Here is a 15,637-nt window from a genome sequence, read left to right as displayed (position 1 = left end):
CAGCGACCGCCCAAGAGGCCAAGGTTTGCCCAAATGCGGCTTGTCCGACGCCCGACACGGCGCGAAACAGACTTCCGCCGTTGGCTATCCGGTTACGCTGATAGCTGTTCGGCGACGCGGTCGGCGGCTCGGCGGATGAGGGTCGCGAACCGGCTGGAAGGCCGGTCGACCGGTGTCGAGATCTGCAGTGCGGCCTCGGTACGTCCGCCCACCCGAATGGCCGACGCATAACACGTCAATCCCGAATACACCCGCTCGTCGTCGTGGGCCCACCCGTCGACCGGGTTGGCGCGTTCGGGAGCGGGGCTGGGGTCGAAGACCAGGGCGGCCGCGGATGTGCTCGGCATCGCGATGCCGGAGTAGATCCGCGTGGGCAGAGCCAGTCGGCCCGGCACCACTTCGAGCGCTGTGCTGCCCTGTTCGGTGGGGACGACGAGCGAGATCGTCGCGCCGGTACGGTTGCGCAGCGCGTGCATCATCTGCAGGCCCTTCGCGCGGAGCGCGGCGTGTGGGTCCCCGCGGCGCGCGATGTCCGACAGTAAGGGGGCGGGCACGTAGTGTCCGTCGGGCAGGCGTTCGACCGCGCCGACGGCCTCCAGCTGGGACAGCAGACGGTAGACGGTCGATCGCGGAATCCCGGTGATACGCGCCAGGTCGCTGTGTTGGTGGCCGCGGCCGGTCTGCGGCAACGCCTGCAGGAGCCGGAATGCACCGTCGAGTACTCCGCGCCCAGCGCTCCAAGCTTCCCGGGGCTGCTCATCGGGCTTGCCGCCGCGCCGCGACGACGATCTCTCGCGATCCGTCACTTCACCTCACTAGGGACCTCACTAGGGGGCCATCATTTTGAGTGAACGCCACCAAGCCCCCGAATAGTTCGACATGCACTGGGCCAGCAGCGGCGATCAGCGCAAGATCCTCGCGTAGAGCAGGCTGTCCTGCGGCTCGAGCCCCAGGTTGGGGTAGACCGCGTGGCGGGCCAGCCGCCCCTCCAACACGAAGCCGGCGCGCTCCAGCAACTGCGCCGAGCGCTCGTTGTCCACGTTGCACGTGGCCCATACCCGGTACACCGCCCGGTCGCTGTCGAGCGCGGTCAGCAGCATGTCGAGCACCTCGGCCATCAATCCCTTGCCCCACCACCGTCGGCCCAGGCAGTAACCGATCTCGACCGAGTGCGGCACCGGGCGCCGGCAGCTGGTCAGCCCGACCACCTCACCGCTGTGCCGCAATTCGATCGCCCACGTCCGCTCGTCGGGGGTGGCGTTGAGCTTTTCGGTGATCACCCGCCGCGTCGCCGCCACGTCGGGATGCGGCGCCCACATCAGGTACCTGGTGACCTCGGGATCGCGGGCGACCCGCTGGAACAGCGCGCCGGCATCGTCGAGCACCGGCCGGCGCAGCACGAGGCGGGGTCCGGTGATCCGGTCGGGCGGGTAATCGGCCACGTCAGAGGCCGAGCGCTTGATAGGTGCGTCGGACGAATTTCGGTTGCGCCGATTGCAGTTTCGCCAGCGACGTGTTGCCGGCGACCGCCGCTGCCACGTCCGCGGACATGTCGGGCAGGTTCTGCACCAGGTACAGCAGCACCAGATCCGCCGTCGGGTCGGCCTGCCACCACGTCCCATAGGCGCCCGGCCAGCTGAACGTCCCGAGCCCGCCCGGGCCGAACAGCGGTGCGCTCCTGGCGGGGTCGGTGACCACCGACAGGTTCAGGCCGAAGCCGCGGCCGACCCAGTAGGGCGCCCCGAGGAAGTCGTGGCGCTTCTGCTCGTCGGTGAGCCGGTCGGTCCGCATCAGCCGGGCCGACTCGCGGGAGAGCACCCGCACGCCGTCGATCGTCCCGTCGCCGAGCAGCATCCGCACGAACCGCAGGTAGTCGTCGGCGGTCGACCACAACCCGCCGCCGGCGTTGCAGAACGAGGGCGGCTTGATGTGCGGCGGCCCCATCGCGTCGTGGTGCAGCTGGCCCTGCCCGTCGAGCCGGTACATGGTGGCCGCGCGGCGGCGCCCGTCGGGGGACACGAAGAATCCGGTGTCGGGCATGCCGACCGGGCCCAGGACGCGCTCGTCGAGTACCTGGTGGAACGGCTTGCCTTCGATGCGTGAGGCGATGACGCCCAGCAGGTCGATGGAGTGGCTGTAGGTGAGGCGGTCGCCCGGCTGATGCACCAGCGGCAGCTTGGCCAGCTCGGCGAGCCAGGCGTCCGGGCCTTGGTTGAACGGCAGCCGCACGTAGGCCTTGGCGATCGGCCCGGACACCGAGAAGCCGTAGGCCAGGCCGCTGGTGTGGGTGAGCAGGTCCTCGATCAGGATGGACCGCTGGGCGGGGTGGGTTCGATCCAGCGGGCCGTGTGGGTCGTCGAGCACCCGGACGTCGGCCAGCTCCGGCGCCCAGCGCACGACCGGGTCCTTCAGCGTGAGCTTCCCCTCGTCGACCAGGCTCATCACCGCCGCGACGGTGACCGGCTTGGTCATCGACGCGATTCGGAACAGCGTGTCGCGCCGCATCGGCAGGCCGGCGTCCACGTCGCGGTAACCGATTTCGTTGACCTGCAGGACTTCTCCGCGCTGCCAGACCATCGTCAGCGCGCCGGCGAGCAGGCCCGCATCGCACACTTCGCGAATGGAGGCCGCATTGACGTCGAGATTCACCCGGTCAGGTTAGCTCCGGACCGCGCGGGGCCCCGGCCAAGGCCTCGTCCACGGTGGGGTAGAGGTCGATGAACTGGTCGAGGCCGACGATGCGCAGCGGCCGGCTGGTGGCCGAGCCGTCGGCCGCCACCCGCAGCGAGGTCGGGCTGTTCTCGGTCAGGCGATGGACCTCGACCAGCACGGTGATGCCCGCGGAGGACAGAAAATCGACCTCGGTGAGGTCGATGACGAGCACCGCGGGCGTGCCGGCCAGGGCAGCGTCGATATGGGTGGCGAGCGACGGCGCGGTGATGATGTCCACCACGCCGCTGACCTGCAACACCACCGCATCCCCGGCATCGCGGCGGGTGACCCAGAATTCCTCGCTCACGAATCGAACGTACTTTCTTCTCCGCGGCGGCCGATTACCCGGGCCGAAATACCGCGGTCGCGGCGAGCGGCGGGTTCGGTCAGCTTGGTCAGCGCCGCTGCGCGCGGAGGTACCAGAACGCCATCTCGACTTCGGCGCCGTCCACGTCCCGGCGCATCGTCGCGGGCTCCAGCGACTCGATGTCCCAGCCCGCGCCGCCGAGGACGTCCCGCAGCGTCCGCTCCGAGACCGCCGGCCGCGGCCACCGCTCGTCGGGGGCGTTGGCGTCCGAGAAGCAGCTCATCAGCAGCGTGGCGCCGGGCCTGGTCGCGCGGTGTACCGCGGCGGCATAGCTGCGTTTGCCGTCGTCGTCGAGGCAGTGGAACATGCCGCTGTCGATGACGGTGTCGAAGGCCTCGGAGTAGCCCTCCAGCTTGGTGGAGTCGGCCACCGCGAACGTCACGTCGACTGCGGCCTCACGGGCGCGGCGCTCGGCGGTGACCAGCGCGGTGGGGGAGATGTCCAGCCCGGTGACGCTGAAGCCGTTTCGAGCCAGGTAGATGGCGTTGTCGCCGAGCCCGCAGCCGATGTCCAGGACCTCGCCGTGAACCCAGCCGCCGCCATGCCAAGCGACGACACTGTCTTTGGGCGCCTTGGTATCCCACGGCGGCGTTGCCATGGGTGGGATGCCTTCGCCGGGGCTCTCGCCGCGGTAGAGCGCGTCGAAGTCCATTCGTTGCAATCGGGAGAATCCGGAGCCCGTCACTTTCGCCAGCGTAGCGCGACGACGTGGCGCGGTATCAAGGCAAAATTTCGTGACGGTTTCGGTTGAGCAAAGGTACTGCAGCGCGCCGCGATGCGCGGGTCGATAACGCCTGCTTGGCTCTAATGTTGGCGGCATGGCCGAACTGAAGAACCACGTGAAGCGCTGGCGCACAGCCCTTCACGTATCCGTGTCGGCACTGATCATTGCCACCCTCGGACTCGCCGTCACCCCCGTGGCGCGTGCGGCCGCGCCCGCCGCGGCGACGCTGTCGGTGGAGCATGCGTGGCAGACCGGTTTCATCGCGAACTTCACCGTCACCAACTTGAGCCTGGTGCCGCTCACCGATTGGCGGATCGACTTCGACATGCCGGCGGGACAGTCCGTCCTGCACACCTGGAACAGCAACGTCACGCAATCGGGCACCCACTTCGTTCTCACCCCCGTGAACTGGAATCGCAGCATCGCACCCGGTGGGTCCGCCACGGGTGGCATGAGGGGCGCGCTGATCGGAGCCTTCACGCCGCCCTCGAATTGCGTGCTCAACGGGCAATACCCGTGCACCTAGAGGCGGCCGCGCACTAAGGCTCTCACCGAGATAGAGCGCGCCGACTCCCGGCGAGACGCCTGGGACCGGTGGGGCGCAGCGGCCTTCCGGCCCGGCCGCGCTCGTGCCCCGCGCCGACGCTGCACTGCAGAGGTGCTACGCTGCCGTGCAGTCGACATCCTTTAACGATCCGTCCCGCGAGGCGGAGAAGGAGGTCAAGTCTCGCATGGGTGCTGTGGACGAGGGCGGCTTGAGCCGCGGGTCCCGGGAACTGATGTCGGCGGCCGACGTGGGCCGCACCATTTCCCGTATCGCGCATCAGATCATCGAAAAGACGGCGTTGGACGGCCCCGACGCGCCGCGGGTGGTGCTGTTGGGCATCCCGACCCGCGGGGTGATCCTCGCCGAGCGGCTGGCCACCCACATCGCCGAATTCAGCGGCGTCGAAGTCGGCCACGGCGGGCTCGACATCACCTTGTACCGCGACGATTTGATGCAGAAGCCGCCGCGGCCGCTGGAGGCCACGTCGATCCCGGCCGGCGGCATCGACGACGCGCTGGTGATCCTCGTCGACGACGTCCTGTATTCCGGTCGCTCGGTGCGCTCCGCCCTGGACGCGCTGCGCGACGTCGGCCGGCCCCGGGCGGTCCAACTTGCCGTGCTGGTCGACCGGGGCCACCGCGAACTCCCGCTGCGCGCGGACTACGTCGGCAAAAACGTGCCGACATCGCGCACCGAGAGCGTGCACGTGCTGCTGAGCGAGCACGACGGCCGCGACGGGGTGGTGATCTCCCGATGACCCGCCACCTGCTGGCCGCCGGCGACCTGACCCGCGACGAGGCCACCGCCATCCTTGACGACGCCGACCGCTTCGCCCAGGCGCTGGTGGGCCGCGAGATCAAGAAGCTGCCCACCCTGCGCGGGCGCACCGTCATCACGATGTTCTACGAGAACTCCACCCGCACCCGGGTGTCGTTCGAGGTGGCGGGCAAGTGGATGAGCGCCGACGTGATCAACGTCAGCGCGGCGGGATCGTCGGTGGGCAAGGGCGAGTCGCTGCGCGACACGGCGTTGACGCTGCGGGCGGCCGGCGCCGACGCGCTGATCATCCGTCACCCGGCGTCGGGCGCGGCACACCTGCTCGCCGACTGGACGTGTGCCGACAACAACGCCGGCCCCTCGGTGATCAACGCCGGGGACGGCACCCACGAGCACCCGACGCAGGCGCTGCTGGACGCGCTGACCCTCCGCCAGCGCCTCGGCGGCATCGAGGGCCGGCGCGTCGTGATCGTCGGCGACATCCTGCACAGCCGGGTCGCCCGCTCCAACGTCATGCTGCTGAACACCCTGGGCGCCGAGGTGGTGCTGGTCGCGCCGCCCACGCTGTTGCCGGTCGGCGTCGACGGCTGGCCGGTCACCGTCACGGGCGACTTCGACGCCGAGCTGCCCGCCGCCGACGCGGTGCTGATGCTGCGGGTGCAGGCCGAACGCATGAACGGCGGCTTCTTCCCGTCGGTGCGCGAATACTCCTCGCGCTACGGTCTTTCCGATCGCCGGCAGGCGATGCTGCCCGGCCACGCCGTCGTGCTGCACCCGGGTCCGATGCTGCGCGGCATGGAGATCGCGTCGTCGGTGGCCGACTCGTCGCAATCGGCCGTGCTGCAACAGGTTTCCAACGGTGTGCATGTGCGCATGGCGGTGCTGTTCCATGTCCTCGTCGGCGCGGAGTCGGCCGGAAGTGAGGGGGCGGCGTGAGCGTGTTGATTCGCGGGGTCCGGTTGTACGGCGAGGGCGACCGGGTCGACGTGCTGGTCGATGACGGCCAGATCGCCGACATCGGCGCCGGCCTCGACGTCCCGGTCGATGCCGACGTCATCGACGCCACCGGGCAGGTGTTGCTGCCCGGGTTCGTCGACCTGCACACGCACCTGCGCGAGCCCGGCCGCGAATACGCCGAAGACATCGAAACCGGCTCGGCCGCAGCGGCTCTGGGCGGCTACACGGCCGTGTTCGCCATGGCCAACACCAATCCCGTCGCCGACAGCCCGGTGGTCACCGACCACGTGTGGCACCGCGGCCAGCAGGTCGGCCTGGTCGACGTCCACCCCGTCGGCGCCGTCACCGTCGGGCTCGCCGGCGCCGAGCTCACCGAGATGGGCATGATGGCCTCCGGCGCGGCGCAGGTGCGGATGTTCTCCGACGACGGTGTCTGCGTGCACGACCCGCTGGTGATGCGCCGCGCCCTCGAGTACGCCACCGGCCTGGGCGTGCTGATCGCCCAGCACGCCGAGGAACCCCGGCTGACCGTCGGCGCCGTCGCCCACGAGGGACCCACCGCCGCCCGGCTCGGGCTCTCGGGATGGCCGCGGGCCGCCGAGGAATCGATCGTCGCCCGCGACGCGCTGCTGGCGCGCGACGCCGGCGCCCGCGTGCACATCTGCCACGCGTCCACCGCGGGCACCGTCGAGCTGCTGAAATGGGCCAAGGATCAAGGCATCTCGATCACCGCCGAGGTCACCCCGCATCACCTGCTGCTCGACGACGGCAGGCTGGCCAGCTACGACGGGCGCAACCGCGTCAACCCGCCGCTGCGCGAGGCGGCCGACGCGGTGGCGTTGCGTCAGGCCCTGGCCGACGGCGTCATCGACTGCGTGGCCACCGACCACGCCCCGCACGCCGAGCACGAGAAGTGCGTGGAATTCGCCGCGGCGCGTCCCGGCATGCTGGGCCTGCAGACCGCCCTGTCGGTCGTGGTGCACACGATGGTGACGCCCGGGATGTTGACGTGGCGCGACGTCGCGCGGGTGATGAGCGAAAATCCCGCCCGCATCGTCGGGCTGCCCGATCACGGCCGCCCGCTGGAGGTGGGGGAGCCGGCCAACCTGACGGTGGTGGACCCCGAAGCCACCTGGACGGTGGCCGGGTCCGATCTGGCGAGTCGGTCGGCCAACACGCCGTTCGAGTCGATGGAGCTGCCCGCCACCGTGACGGCGACACTGCTGCGGGGCAAGGTCACCGCGCGAGACGGGAAGTGCCCGGCATGAATTCAGGCACGCTGGTGGGGTCGCTGATCTTCGCGGCCGTGCTGGTGGTGGTGATCGCGGTGGTGATCCAGCTGATGATGCGCAGCTGGCAGCGCCGCTCGGAGCGGCAGGCAGAGCTGATCGGCGACCTGCCCGGTGTGCCCGACGAGGTGGGTGCGGCGCTCATCACCACCCGCGGCCACTATTGCGGTTCCATGATGGCGCCGGGCTGGCACGACCGGATCGCCGCCGGTGATCTGGGTTTCCGCAGCAGGGCGGTGCTGACCCGTTATGTCGGTGGGATCATGGTGGAACGGCAACGGGCCCAACCGATCTGGATTCCCCAAGACTCGATCACCGGTATCCGCATCGAGCGCCGCATGGGCGGTCGGGCCGTGGCCCGGATCGGGGTATTGGCGATTCGGTGGCGGTTGCCGTCGGGGGTCGAGATCGACACCGGCTTCCGGGCGAATCACCGCGACGAATACACCGAGTGGCTGGAGTCCCAGCAGGAGGGAGCCGCGTGAACAAGAAAGCATTGCTCGTGCTCGAGGACGGGCGCGTCTTCACCGGCACGCCGTTCGGCAAGGTCGGCCAAACACTCGGTGAGGCCGTCTTTTCCACCGGCATGTCCGGCTACCAGGAGACGCTGACCGACCCCAGCTATCACCGGCAGATCGTGGTGGCCACCGCTCCGCAGATCGGCAACACCGGCTGGAACAACGAGGACGCGGAGAGCCGCGGCGACAAGATCTGGGTCGCCGGCTACGCGGTGCGCGACCCGTCGCCGCGGGCGTCCAACTGGCGCGCCACCGGCACCCTGGAAGACGAGCTGGTGCGCCAGCACATCGTCGGGATCGCCGGCATCGACACCCGCGCGGTGGTGCGCCACCTGCGCACCCGCGGCTCGATGAAGGCGGGGGTCTTCTCGGGTGAGGCGCTCGCCGACCCCGCCGAGCTGGTCGAGCGGGTGCGCGGACAGCAATCGATGCTCGGCGCCGATCTCGCGGGAGAGGTCAGCACGCCGGAGCGCTACATCGTGGAACCCGAAGGGCCACAACGCTTCACGGTTGTCGCGCTGGACCTGGGGATCAAGACCAACACGCCGCGCAACTTCGCCCGCCGCGGGGTTCGCAGCCACGTGTTGCCGTCATCGACCACCTTCTCCGAGATCGCCGACATCTCACCCGACGGCGTGTTCCTGTCCAACGGACCCGGCGACCCCGCCACCGCCGACCACGTCGTCGCGCTCACCCGCGAGGTGCTGAGCGCCGGGATTCCGTTGTTCGGCATCTGTTTCGGCAACCAGATCCTGGGCCGCGCGCTGGGCCTGTCCACCTACAAGATGGTGTTCGGCCACCGGGGCATCAACATCCCGGTGATGGACCACGCGACCGGGCGGGTGGCGGTGACCGCGCAGAACCACGGCTTCGCGCTGGAAGGCGAGGCCGGCCAGTCCTTCGACACCCCGTTCGGCCCGGCGGTCGTCAGCCACACCTGCGCCAACGACGGGGTGGTCGAGGGCGTCAAACTCGCCGACGGGCGGGCGTTCTCGGTGCAGTACCACCCCGAGGCCGCCGCCGGACCACACGACGCGGAATACCTGTTCGACCAATTCATCGAGCTGATGGCCGCCCAACAGAGCGAAGGGGGGCGCTAGTGCCGCGTCGCACCGACCTGCACCACGTGCTGGTGATCGGCTCGGGGCCGATCGTCATCGGCCAGGCGGCCGAATTCGACTACTCCGGCACCCAGGCCTGCCGGGTGCTGCGGGCGGAGGGGTTGCAGGTCAGCCTGATCAACTCCAACCCGGCCACCATCATGACCGACCCGGAGTACGCCGACCACACCTACGTCGAGCCGATCACCCCGGCCTTCGTGGAGCGGGTGATCGCCCAGCAGGCCGAGCGTGGCAACAAGATCGACGCGCTGCTGGCCACGCTGGGCGGCCAGACCGCGCTCAACACCGCGGTCGCGCTGCACGAGAACGGGGCGCTGGAGCGCCACGGCGTCGAGCTCATCGGGGCCGACATCGACGCCATCCAGCGCGGCGAGGACCGGCAGATGTTCAAGGACATCGTCGCCAAGGTGGGCGGTGAATCCGCCCGCAGCCGAGTGTGTTTCACGATGGAGGAGGTCCGCGAGACGGTCTCCGAGCTCGGCTTGCCGGTCGTGGTGCGGCCCAGCTTCACGATGGGCGGGCTGGGGTCGGGCATGGCGCGATCCGTCGAAGAGGTCGACCGAATGGCCGGCGCCGGCCTGGCGGAAAGCCCCAGCGCCAACGTGCTGATCGAGGAATCGATCTACGGCTGGAAGGAATTCGAGCTCGAGCTGATGCGCGACGGCAACGACAACGTCGTCGTGGTCTGCTCGATCGAGAACTTCGACCCGATGGGCGTGCACACCGGTGACTCGGTCACCGTCGCGCCGGCGATGACGCTGACCGACCGGGAATACCAGCGGATGCGCGACCTGGGCATCGCGATCCTGCGCGAGGTCGGGGTGGACACCGGCGGCTGCAACATCCAGTTCGCGATCAATCCGGTCGACGGCCGGCTGATCGTCATCGAGATGAACCCGCGCGTGTCGCGGTCCAGCGCGCTGGCCTCCAAGGCCACCGGCTTCCCGATCGCCAAGATCGCCGCGAAGCTGGCCATCGGGTACACCCTCGACGAGATCGTCAACGACATCACCAAGGAAACGCCGGCCTGCTTCGAACCCACCCTCGACTACGTCGTCGTCAAGGCGCCGAGGTTCGCGTTCGAGAAGTTCCCCGGGGCGGACGCAACCCTGACCACCACGATGAAGTCCGTCGGCGAGGCAATGTCGTTGGGCCGCAACTTCATCGAGGCGCTCGGCAAGGTGATGCGGTCGCTGGAGACCACCCGCGCGGGTTTCTGGACCAAGCCGGACGATCCGGCGGGGGTCGGAAACGGGCCGGCCGACGTGCTCGACCGGCTGCGCACCCCGACCGAGGGTCGGCTCTACGACATCGAGCTGGCGCTGCGGCTGGGCGCGTCGATCGAGCAGGTCGCCGAGGCCAGCGGGGTCGACCCGTGGTTCGTGGCCCAGATCGGCGAGCTGGGCACGCTGCGGGCCGAGCTGGTGGACGCCCCGGTGCTCGACACCGACCTGCTGCGGCGGGCCAAGCACAGCGGGCTGTCCGACCGCCAGATCGCCTCCCTGCGGCCGGAACTGGCGGGCGAGAACGGCGTGCGCTCGTTGCGCGAGCGGCTGGGCATCCACCCGGTGTACAAGACCGTCGACACCTGCGCGGCGGAATTCGAGGCCAAGACGCCCTACCACTACAGCAGCTACGAGCTCGACCCGGCCGCCGAGACGGAGGTCGCCCCGCAGGCCGAGCGGCCCAAGGTGCTGATCCTCGGGTCCGGGCCCAACCGCATCGGCCAGGGCATCGAATTCGACTACAGCTGCGTGCACGCCGCAACCACGTTGAGCCAGGCCGGATTCGAGACCGTGATGGTCAACTGCAACCCCGAGACGGTGTCCACCGACTACGACACCGCCGACCGGCTGTACTTCGAGCCGCTGACGTTCGAGGACGTCCTCGAGGTGTACCGCGCCGAACAGCAGTCGGCCGGTGCGGGGCCCGGCGTGGTCGGCGTCATCGTGCAACTGGGCGGCCAGACCCCGCTCGGGTTGGCGCAGCGCCTGGCCGACGCCGGGGTCCCTATCGTGGGCACCCCACCGGAGGCGATCGACCTGGCCGAGGACCGCGGCGCGTTCGGCGACGTGCTGGCCGGCGCCGGCCTACCGGCGCCGAAATACGGCATGGCAACGACTTTCGCGCAGGCCCGCCGGATCGCCGACGAGATCGGTTATCCGGTGCTGGTGCGGCCGTCGTACGTGCTGGGCGGCCGCGGGATGGAGATCGTCTACGACGACGAGACGCTGGAGGGCTACATCACCCGCGCCACCGCGCTGTCGCCCGAGCACCCGGTGCTGGTCGACCGCTTCCTCGAGGACGCGGTGGAGATCGACGTCGACGCGCTGTGCGACGGCGCGGAGGTCTACATCGGCGGCATCATGGAGCACATCGAGGAGGCCGGCATCCACTCCGGCGACTCCGCGTGCGCGCTGCCGCCGGTCACGTTGGGCCGCAGCGACATCGAGAAGGTGCGCCGCGCGACGGAGGCCATCGCCCACGGCATCGGGGTGATCGGCCTGCTCAATGTGCAATACGCCCTCAAGGACGACGTGCTCTACGTTTTGGAGGCCAACCCGAGGGCCAGCCGCACGGTTCCGTTCGTCTCGAAGGCCACCGCCGTCCCGCTCGCCAAGGCGTGCGCCCGGATCATGTTGGGCGCCACTATCGCCCAGCTGCGTGACGAAGGCATGCTGGCGGCCTCCGGGGACGGCGCCCACGCGGCCTGGAACGCCCCGATCGCGGTGAAGGAGGCGGTGCTGCCGTTCCACCGGTTCCGGCGGGCCGACGGGGCGGCGATCGATTCGCTGCTGGGCCCGGAGATGAAATCGACCGGCGAGGTGATGGGCATCGACCGGGACTTCGGCACCGCCTTCGCCAAGAGTCAGACGGCGGCCTACGGGTCCCTGCCGGCCGAGGGCACCGTATTCGTCTCGGTCGCCAACCGGGACAAGCGGTCGCTGGTGTTCCCGGTCAAGCGCCTGGCCGACCTGGGCTTCCGCGTCCTGGCCACCGAGGGCACCGCGGAGATGTTGCGGCGCAACGGGATTCCGTGTGACGAGGTGCGCAAGCACTTCGAGCCGCCGCAGCCCGGCCGCCCGGCCGTTTCGGCCGTCGACGCGATCAAGGCCGGCGAGGTCGACATGGTGATCAACACGCCGTACGGCAACTCCGGTCCGCGCATCGACGGCTACGAGATCCGTTCGGCCGCGGTGTCGGTCAACATCCCCTGCGTCACCACGGTGCAGGGCGCCTCCGCCGCCATCCAGGGCATCGAGGCGGGCATCCGCGGCGACATCGGCGTCCGGTCGCTGCAGGAACTGCACAGCCTGATGGGCCAGGGCGCCCGACCTGACGAAGGCGATCGATGACGGGTTTCGGCGTCCGGCTGGCCGAGGCGAAAGCGCAACGCGGCCCGCTGTGCCTGGGGATCGACCCGCATCCGGAGCTGCTCCGCGCCTGGGAGCTGCCGACGACCGCGGACGGGCTGGCCGCGTTCTGCGACATCTGCGTCGAGGCGTTCGCCGGCTTCGCCGTCGTGAAGCCGCAGGTGGCGTTCTTCGAGTCCTATGGCGCCGCCGGGTTCGCGGTGCTGGAACGCACCATCGCCGCCCTGCGTTCGGTCGGCGTGCTCGTGCTGGCGGACGCCAAGCGCGGCGACATCGGCACCACGATGGCGGCCTACGCCGCCGCCTGGGCGGGCGACTCGCCGCTGGCGGCCGACGCCGTCACGGCCTCGCCGTACCTGGGATTCGGGTCGCTGCGGCCGCTGCTGGAAGTCGCCGCCGCGCACGACCGGGGCGTGTTCGTGCTGGCGGCGACCTCCAACCCGGAGGGCGCAACCGTGCAGCGGGCCGCGTTCGACGGCCGCACGGTGGCCCAGCTGGTGGTCGACCAGGCGGCGGTGGTGAACAAGTCGGCGTCGCCGTCGGGGTCCGGGTACGTCGGCGTGGTGGTGGGCGCGACGGTGCTCGAGGCGCCCGACGTCAGCGCGCTGGGCGGGCCGGTGCTGGTCCCCGGGCTCGGTGTGCAGGGCGGACGGCCCGAGGCGCTCGCCGGGCTGGGCGGGGCGGCGCCAGGTCAGCTGTTGCCCGCGGTGGCCCGCGAGGTGCTGCGGGGCGGGCCGGGCGTGGCCGCACTGCGGGCGGCGGGCGAGCGGATGCTGGACGCCGTCGCCTACCTGGGCGCGCGGTAGGCCCGCGCAGTAGTCCCGCGCCGCCCGGTCGTCGCCGAGTGTGGGCCCTAGGGATCGAAAACGCTCCAGAATCGTGCGTAGGGCCCACGCTCGAGGCCCGCGGGGGTCCCGCGCCGGCCCTCAGTCGGACGCTATGGCCGCGCTGGGCCGCGCGGTCTCCACGATCACGGTGGTCGCCTTCACGACCGCCACGGCGACGCTGCCCGGCCGCAACTGCAGTTCCTCCGCGGCCTCGGTGCTCATCAGCGACACGACGGTGAACGGGCCGCACTGCATCTCGACCTGGGACATCACCTGGTCGCTGGTGACCCTGGTGACCAGCCCGACGAAGCGGTTCCGGGCCGAGCTGCCGATGCTGAGCGGGTCCGGCGGCGGGGCGGGGGCGTTGTTCCGGGAAAACCGGGCCAGGTCTTCGCTGGCGATGACCTTGCGGCCCGCCGCGTCGTGACTGACCGTCAGCGATCCTTGGTTGATCCAGCGCCGGACGGTGTCGTCGCTGACTCCGAGCAGCTCAGCGGCCTGACGGATCCGCAGGTTCGACACCGCTTGATGGTAACCCTCGGGGTATTAGCTGGCGGCCGTACCAGCGAAGGGGCGTACTCGCCGCGGCAGGACACGACGGGCGCGACACGCGCGACACGCAACGAAAAATGCGTGATCCCCGGCACGAGGCGTTTCGCCCCGCGGTGACCGGCCGTCGACGCCGCCCTGACGGCCGGCCGGGCATCTGATCCGGCCGATAAAACCGCAGCTCAGAGCTGATATCTGGGCCGCCGCCACGGCGCTCGCGCCGCGCCGGCGGCGCGCGCCCGGGTGGTCATCGCCGAGGCCGGGCGGACGCCTTTTTCGGACCACACGCGCAGCTCATGCTGGGACTTTGTCCCCTGAACCAGGGGGTCGGGTTAGATTTCGTCAGGAGGCCTGAGTACGGTCGTCTCCGCTGGCAGAAGAACCGGCGAGACAAAATGAGATCGATTGAAATTGATTGATCAGATACGGAGGAATCGTGGCCCTTCCCCAGTTGACCGACGAGCAGCGCGCGGCCGCGTTGGAGAAGGCGGCTGCCGCACGTCGAGCACGAGCAGAGCTCAAGGACCGGCTGAAGCGCGGCGGCACCAACCTCACCCAGGTGCTCAAGGACGCCGAGACCGACGAAGTCCTGGGCAAGATGAAGGTTTCTGCGCTTCTCGAGGCGTTGCCCAAGGTGGGCAAGGTCAAGGCGCAGGAGATCATGACTGAGCTGGAGATCGCCCCCACCCGCCGCCTGCGCGGCCTCGGCGACCGCCAGCGCAAGGCCCTGCTGGAAAAGTTCGGCTCCTAGCTCGGCCTCGGCCCTCCCGCGCTATGGGCGCACCGGCCCAGGAGCGCCAGTGAGCGCAAGCGGGGGACCGGACATCGGGCACGGCACGCGTCCCGCACCACCAGGTCAGGGGCGTGTGGTCGTGCTGTCCGGTCCCTCCGCGGTCGGCAAGTCGACGGTGGTCCGCTGCCTGCGCGAGCGAATCCCGGACCTGCATTTCAGCGTCTCGGCCACGACGCGGGCGCCCCGGCCGGGCGAGGTCGACGGTGTCGATTACCACTTCGTCAGCCCGGACCGCTTTCAGCAGCTCATCGACGACGGCGCGCTGCTGGAGTGGGCCGAGATCCACGGCGGACTGCACCGCTCGGGCACGCTGGCCGAGCCGGTGCGGACCGCCACCGCGGCCGGGATCCCGGTGCTCATCGAGGTCGACCTGGCCGGCGCCAGGGCGGTCAAGAGGGCGATGCCCGAGGCCATCACCGTGTTCCTCGCGCCGCCCAGTTGGCAGGACCTGGAGGCCAGGCTGGTCGGGCGCGGCACCGAAACTCCGGAGGCCATGCAGCGCCGCCTGGAGACCGCCCGCGTCGAAATGGCGGCCCAGGACGACTTCGACGAGGTCGTCGTGAACAGTCAATTGGAGTCTGCGTGCGCCGAATTGGTATCCTTGCTGCTAGGAACTGCGCCGAGTCCGCACGACCCGCCTGGCCAGGCCAAGAGCCAGACCAGATCCAATCGAGATTGAGCATTCGAATCATCAGCGGTAGCCAATCCGTTTCGGGGCTCTGACCGCCAAGGAGTTTGACCTAAGTGACTATTCCGCAGTCCGACGCGGCGCTGGCCGCCGTCCCCGACCGGTTCGATCCATCGGCTGGCGGGCAGGGCGCCTACGACACCCCGCTGGGCATCACCAACCCGCCGATCGACGAGCTGCTGGACCGGGTGTCGAGCAAGTACGCGCTGGTGATCTACGCCGCCAAGCGGGCCCGTCAGATCAACGATTACTACAACCAGCTCGGCGAGGGCATCCTCGAATACGTTGGGCCGCTGGTCGAGCCGGGGCTTCAGGAGAAGCCGCTGTCGATCGCGCTGCGCGAAATCCACGCCGACCTGCTCGAGCACACCGAGGGCGAGTAACAGGGCGCGGG

Annotated in this window: 17 protein-coding genes; 11 read left to right on the top strand and 6 right to left on the bottom strand. The window is 69.9% G+C overall.

Annotated elements, in window-relative coordinates:
* Positions 1–92 precede the first annotated feature (92 nt).
* The 5 genes from BRW65_RS07265 to BRW65_RS07245 all read right to left on the bottom strand — a co-directional run bounded on the left by BRW65_RS07265 (position 93) and on the right by BRW65_RS07245 (position 3,740).
* The gene (locus tag BRW65_RS07265) at positions 93–806 is read right to left on the bottom strand and encodes a helix-turn-helix domain-containing protein (RefSeq protein WP_073872832.1); all 714 of its coding nucleotides are present in this window, start codon (positions 804–806) and stop codon (positions 93–95) included.
* Between the two features lie 96 nt (positions 807–902).
* The gene (locus BRW65_RS07260) at positions 903–1,442 is read right to left on the bottom strand and encodes a GNAT family N-acetyltransferase (protein ID WP_073872829.1); all 540 of its coding nucleotides are present in this window, start codon (positions 1,440–1,442) and stop codon (positions 903–905) included.
* A 1-nt stretch (position 1,443) separates the two neighbouring features.
* Positions 1,444–2,649 (bottom strand): serine hydrolase domain-containing protein, encoded by a 1,206-nt coding sequence (locus tag BRW65_RS07255; protein WP_073872825.1) that lies wholly within the window; start codon positions 2,647–2,649, stop codon positions 1,444–1,446.
* A gap of 4 nt (positions 2,650–2,653) precedes the next feature.
* Complete coding sequence (locus BRW65_RS07250; protein ID WP_073872822.1) at positions 2,654–3,019, bottom strand: STAS domain-containing protein; 366 nt, start codon at positions 3,017–3,019, stop codon at positions 2,654–2,656.
* An 88-nt stretch (positions 3,020–3,107) separates the two neighbouring features.
* Positions 3,108–3,740 (bottom strand): class I SAM-dependent methyltransferase, encoded by a 633-nt coding sequence (locus BRW65_RS07245; protein WP_139272915.1) that lies wholly within the window; start codon positions 3,738–3,740, stop codon positions 3,108–3,110.
* Between the two features lie 157 nt (positions 3,741–3,897).
* Here BRW65_RS07245 and BRW65_RS07240 point away from each other — a divergent pair, with 157 nt between their 5' ends.
* The 8 genes from BRW65_RS07240 to pyrF all read left to right on the top strand — a co-directional run bounded on the left by BRW65_RS07240 (position 3,898) and on the right by pyrF (position 13,192).
* A complete protein-coding gene (locus BRW65_RS07240; RefSeq protein WP_073872814.1) occupies positions 3,898–4,329 on the top strand; it encodes a cellulose-binding domain-containing protein in 432 nt (143 codons plus the stop codon).
* A 205-nt stretch (positions 4,330–4,534) separates the two neighbouring features.
* Positions 4,535–5,107: a bifunctional pyr operon transcriptional regulator/uracil phosphoribosyltransferase PyrR gene (gene pyrR, locus BRW65_RS07235; RefSeq protein ID WP_073873041.1), complete on the top strand. Its 573-nt coding sequence runs from the start codon at positions 4,535–4,537 to the stop codon at positions 5,105–5,107.
* A complete protein-coding gene (locus tag BRW65_RS07230; RefSeq protein WP_073872810.1) occupies positions 5,104–6,063 on the top strand; it encodes an aspartate carbamoyltransferase catalytic subunit in 960 nt (319 codons plus the stop codon). The genes pyrR and BRW65_RS07230 overlap by 4 nt, the downstream gene beginning before the upstream one ends.
* Entirely contained in the window at positions 6,060–7,352 is a 1,293-nt protein-coding gene (locus BRW65_RS07225) for a dihydroorotase (protein WP_073872806.1), read from the top strand. Before BRW65_RS07230 ends, BRW65_RS07225 begins: the two co-directional genes overlap by 4 nt.
* Positions 7,349–7,858, top strand: a complete 510-nt coding sequence (locus BRW65_RS07220; RefSeq protein ID WP_073873044.1) for a transporter — start codon at positions 7,349–7,351, stop codon at positions 7,856–7,858. Before BRW65_RS07225 ends, BRW65_RS07220 begins: the two co-directional genes overlap by 4 nt.
* Complete coding sequence (gene carA, locus BRW65_RS07215; protein ID WP_073872802.1) at positions 7,855–8,991, top strand: glutamine-hydrolyzing carbamoyl-phosphate synthase small subunit; 1,137 nt, start codon at positions 7,855–7,857, stop codon at positions 8,989–8,991. The genes BRW65_RS07220 and carA overlap by 4 nt, the downstream gene beginning before the upstream one ends.
* The gene (gene carB, locus BRW65_RS07210) at positions 8,991–12,368 is read left to right on the top strand and encodes a carbamoyl-phosphate synthase large subunit (protein ID WP_073872798.1); all 3,378 of its coding nucleotides are present in this window, start codon (positions 8,991–8,993) and stop codon (positions 12,366–12,368) included. The genes carA and carB overlap by 1 nt, the downstream gene beginning before the upstream one ends.
* Entirely contained in the window at positions 12,365–13,192 is an 828-nt protein-coding gene (gene pyrF / locus BRW65_RS07205) for an orotidine-5'-phosphate decarboxylase (RefSeq protein WP_073872794.1), read from the top strand. The genes carB and pyrF overlap by 4 nt, the downstream gene beginning before the upstream one ends.
* A gap of 120 nt (positions 13,193–13,312) precedes the next feature.
* On the opposite strand, the gene BRW65_RS07200 is transcribed toward pyrF, so the two are convergent.
* On the bottom strand, positions 13,313–13,735 hold the full coding sequence (locus BRW65_RS07200) for a TOBE domain-containing protein (protein ID WP_073872791.1): 423 nt from the start codon (positions 13,733–13,735) through the stop codon (positions 13,313–13,315).
* A 463-nt stretch (positions 13,736–14,198) separates the two neighbouring features.
* On the opposite strand from BRW65_RS07200, the gene mihF reads away from it, so the two are divergent.
* The 3 genes from mihF to rpoZ all read left to right on the top strand — a co-directional run bounded on the left by mihF (position 14,199) and on the right by rpoZ (position 15,626).
* On the top strand, positions 14,199–14,513 hold the full coding sequence (gene mihF, locus BRW65_RS07195) for an integration host factor, actinobacterial type (RefSeq protein WP_007171927.1): 315 nt from the start codon (positions 14,199–14,201) through the stop codon (positions 14,511–14,513).
* A gap of 49 nt (positions 14,514–14,562) precedes the next feature.
* Positions 14,563–15,234: a guanylate kinase gene (gene gmk / locus BRW65_RS07190; RefSeq protein WP_244168015.1), complete on the top strand. Its 672-nt coding sequence runs from the start codon at positions 14,563–14,565 to the stop codon at positions 15,232–15,234.
* Between the two features lie 65 nt (positions 15,235–15,299).
* A complete protein-coding gene (gene rpoZ, locus BRW65_RS07185; RefSeq protein WP_055403752.1) occupies positions 15,300–15,626 on the top strand; it encodes a DNA-directed RNA polymerase subunit omega in 327 nt (108 codons plus the stop codon).
* The last annotated feature ends 11 nt before the right edge of the window (positions 15,627–15,637 follow it).

The organism is Mycobacterium paraffinicum, from assembly GCF_001907675.1.
In the GTDB taxonomy this organism is placed as follows: domain Bacteria; phylum Actinomycetota; class Actinomycetes; order Mycobacteriales; family Mycobacteriaceae; genus Mycobacterium; species Mycobacterium paraffinicum_A.
This window is presented reverse-complemented; position numbering and strand designations above follow the sequence as displayed.

Bases quoted from the DNA above. Each gene is read 5' to 3' on its own strand.
- BRW65_RS07240 (WP_073872814.1), top strand. From the start codon at position 3,898: ATGGCCGAACTGAAGAACCACGTGAAGCGCTGGCGCACAGCCCTTCAC.
- pyrR (WP_073873041.1), top strand. From the start codon at position 4,535: ATGGGTGCTGTGGACGAGGGCGGCTTGAGCCGCGGGTCCCGGGAACTG.
- BRW65_RS07230 (WP_073872810.1), top strand. From the start codon at position 5,104: ATGACCCGCCACCTGCTGGCCGCCGGCGACCTGACCCGCGACGAGGCC.
- BRW65_RS07220 (WP_073873044.1), top strand. From the start codon at position 7,349: ATGAATTCAGGCACGCTGGTGGGGTCGCTGATCTTCGCGGCCGTGCTG.
- pyrF (WP_073872794.1), top strand. From the start codon at position 12,365: ATGACGGGTTTCGGCGTCCGGCTGGCCGAGGCGAAAGCGCAACGCGGC.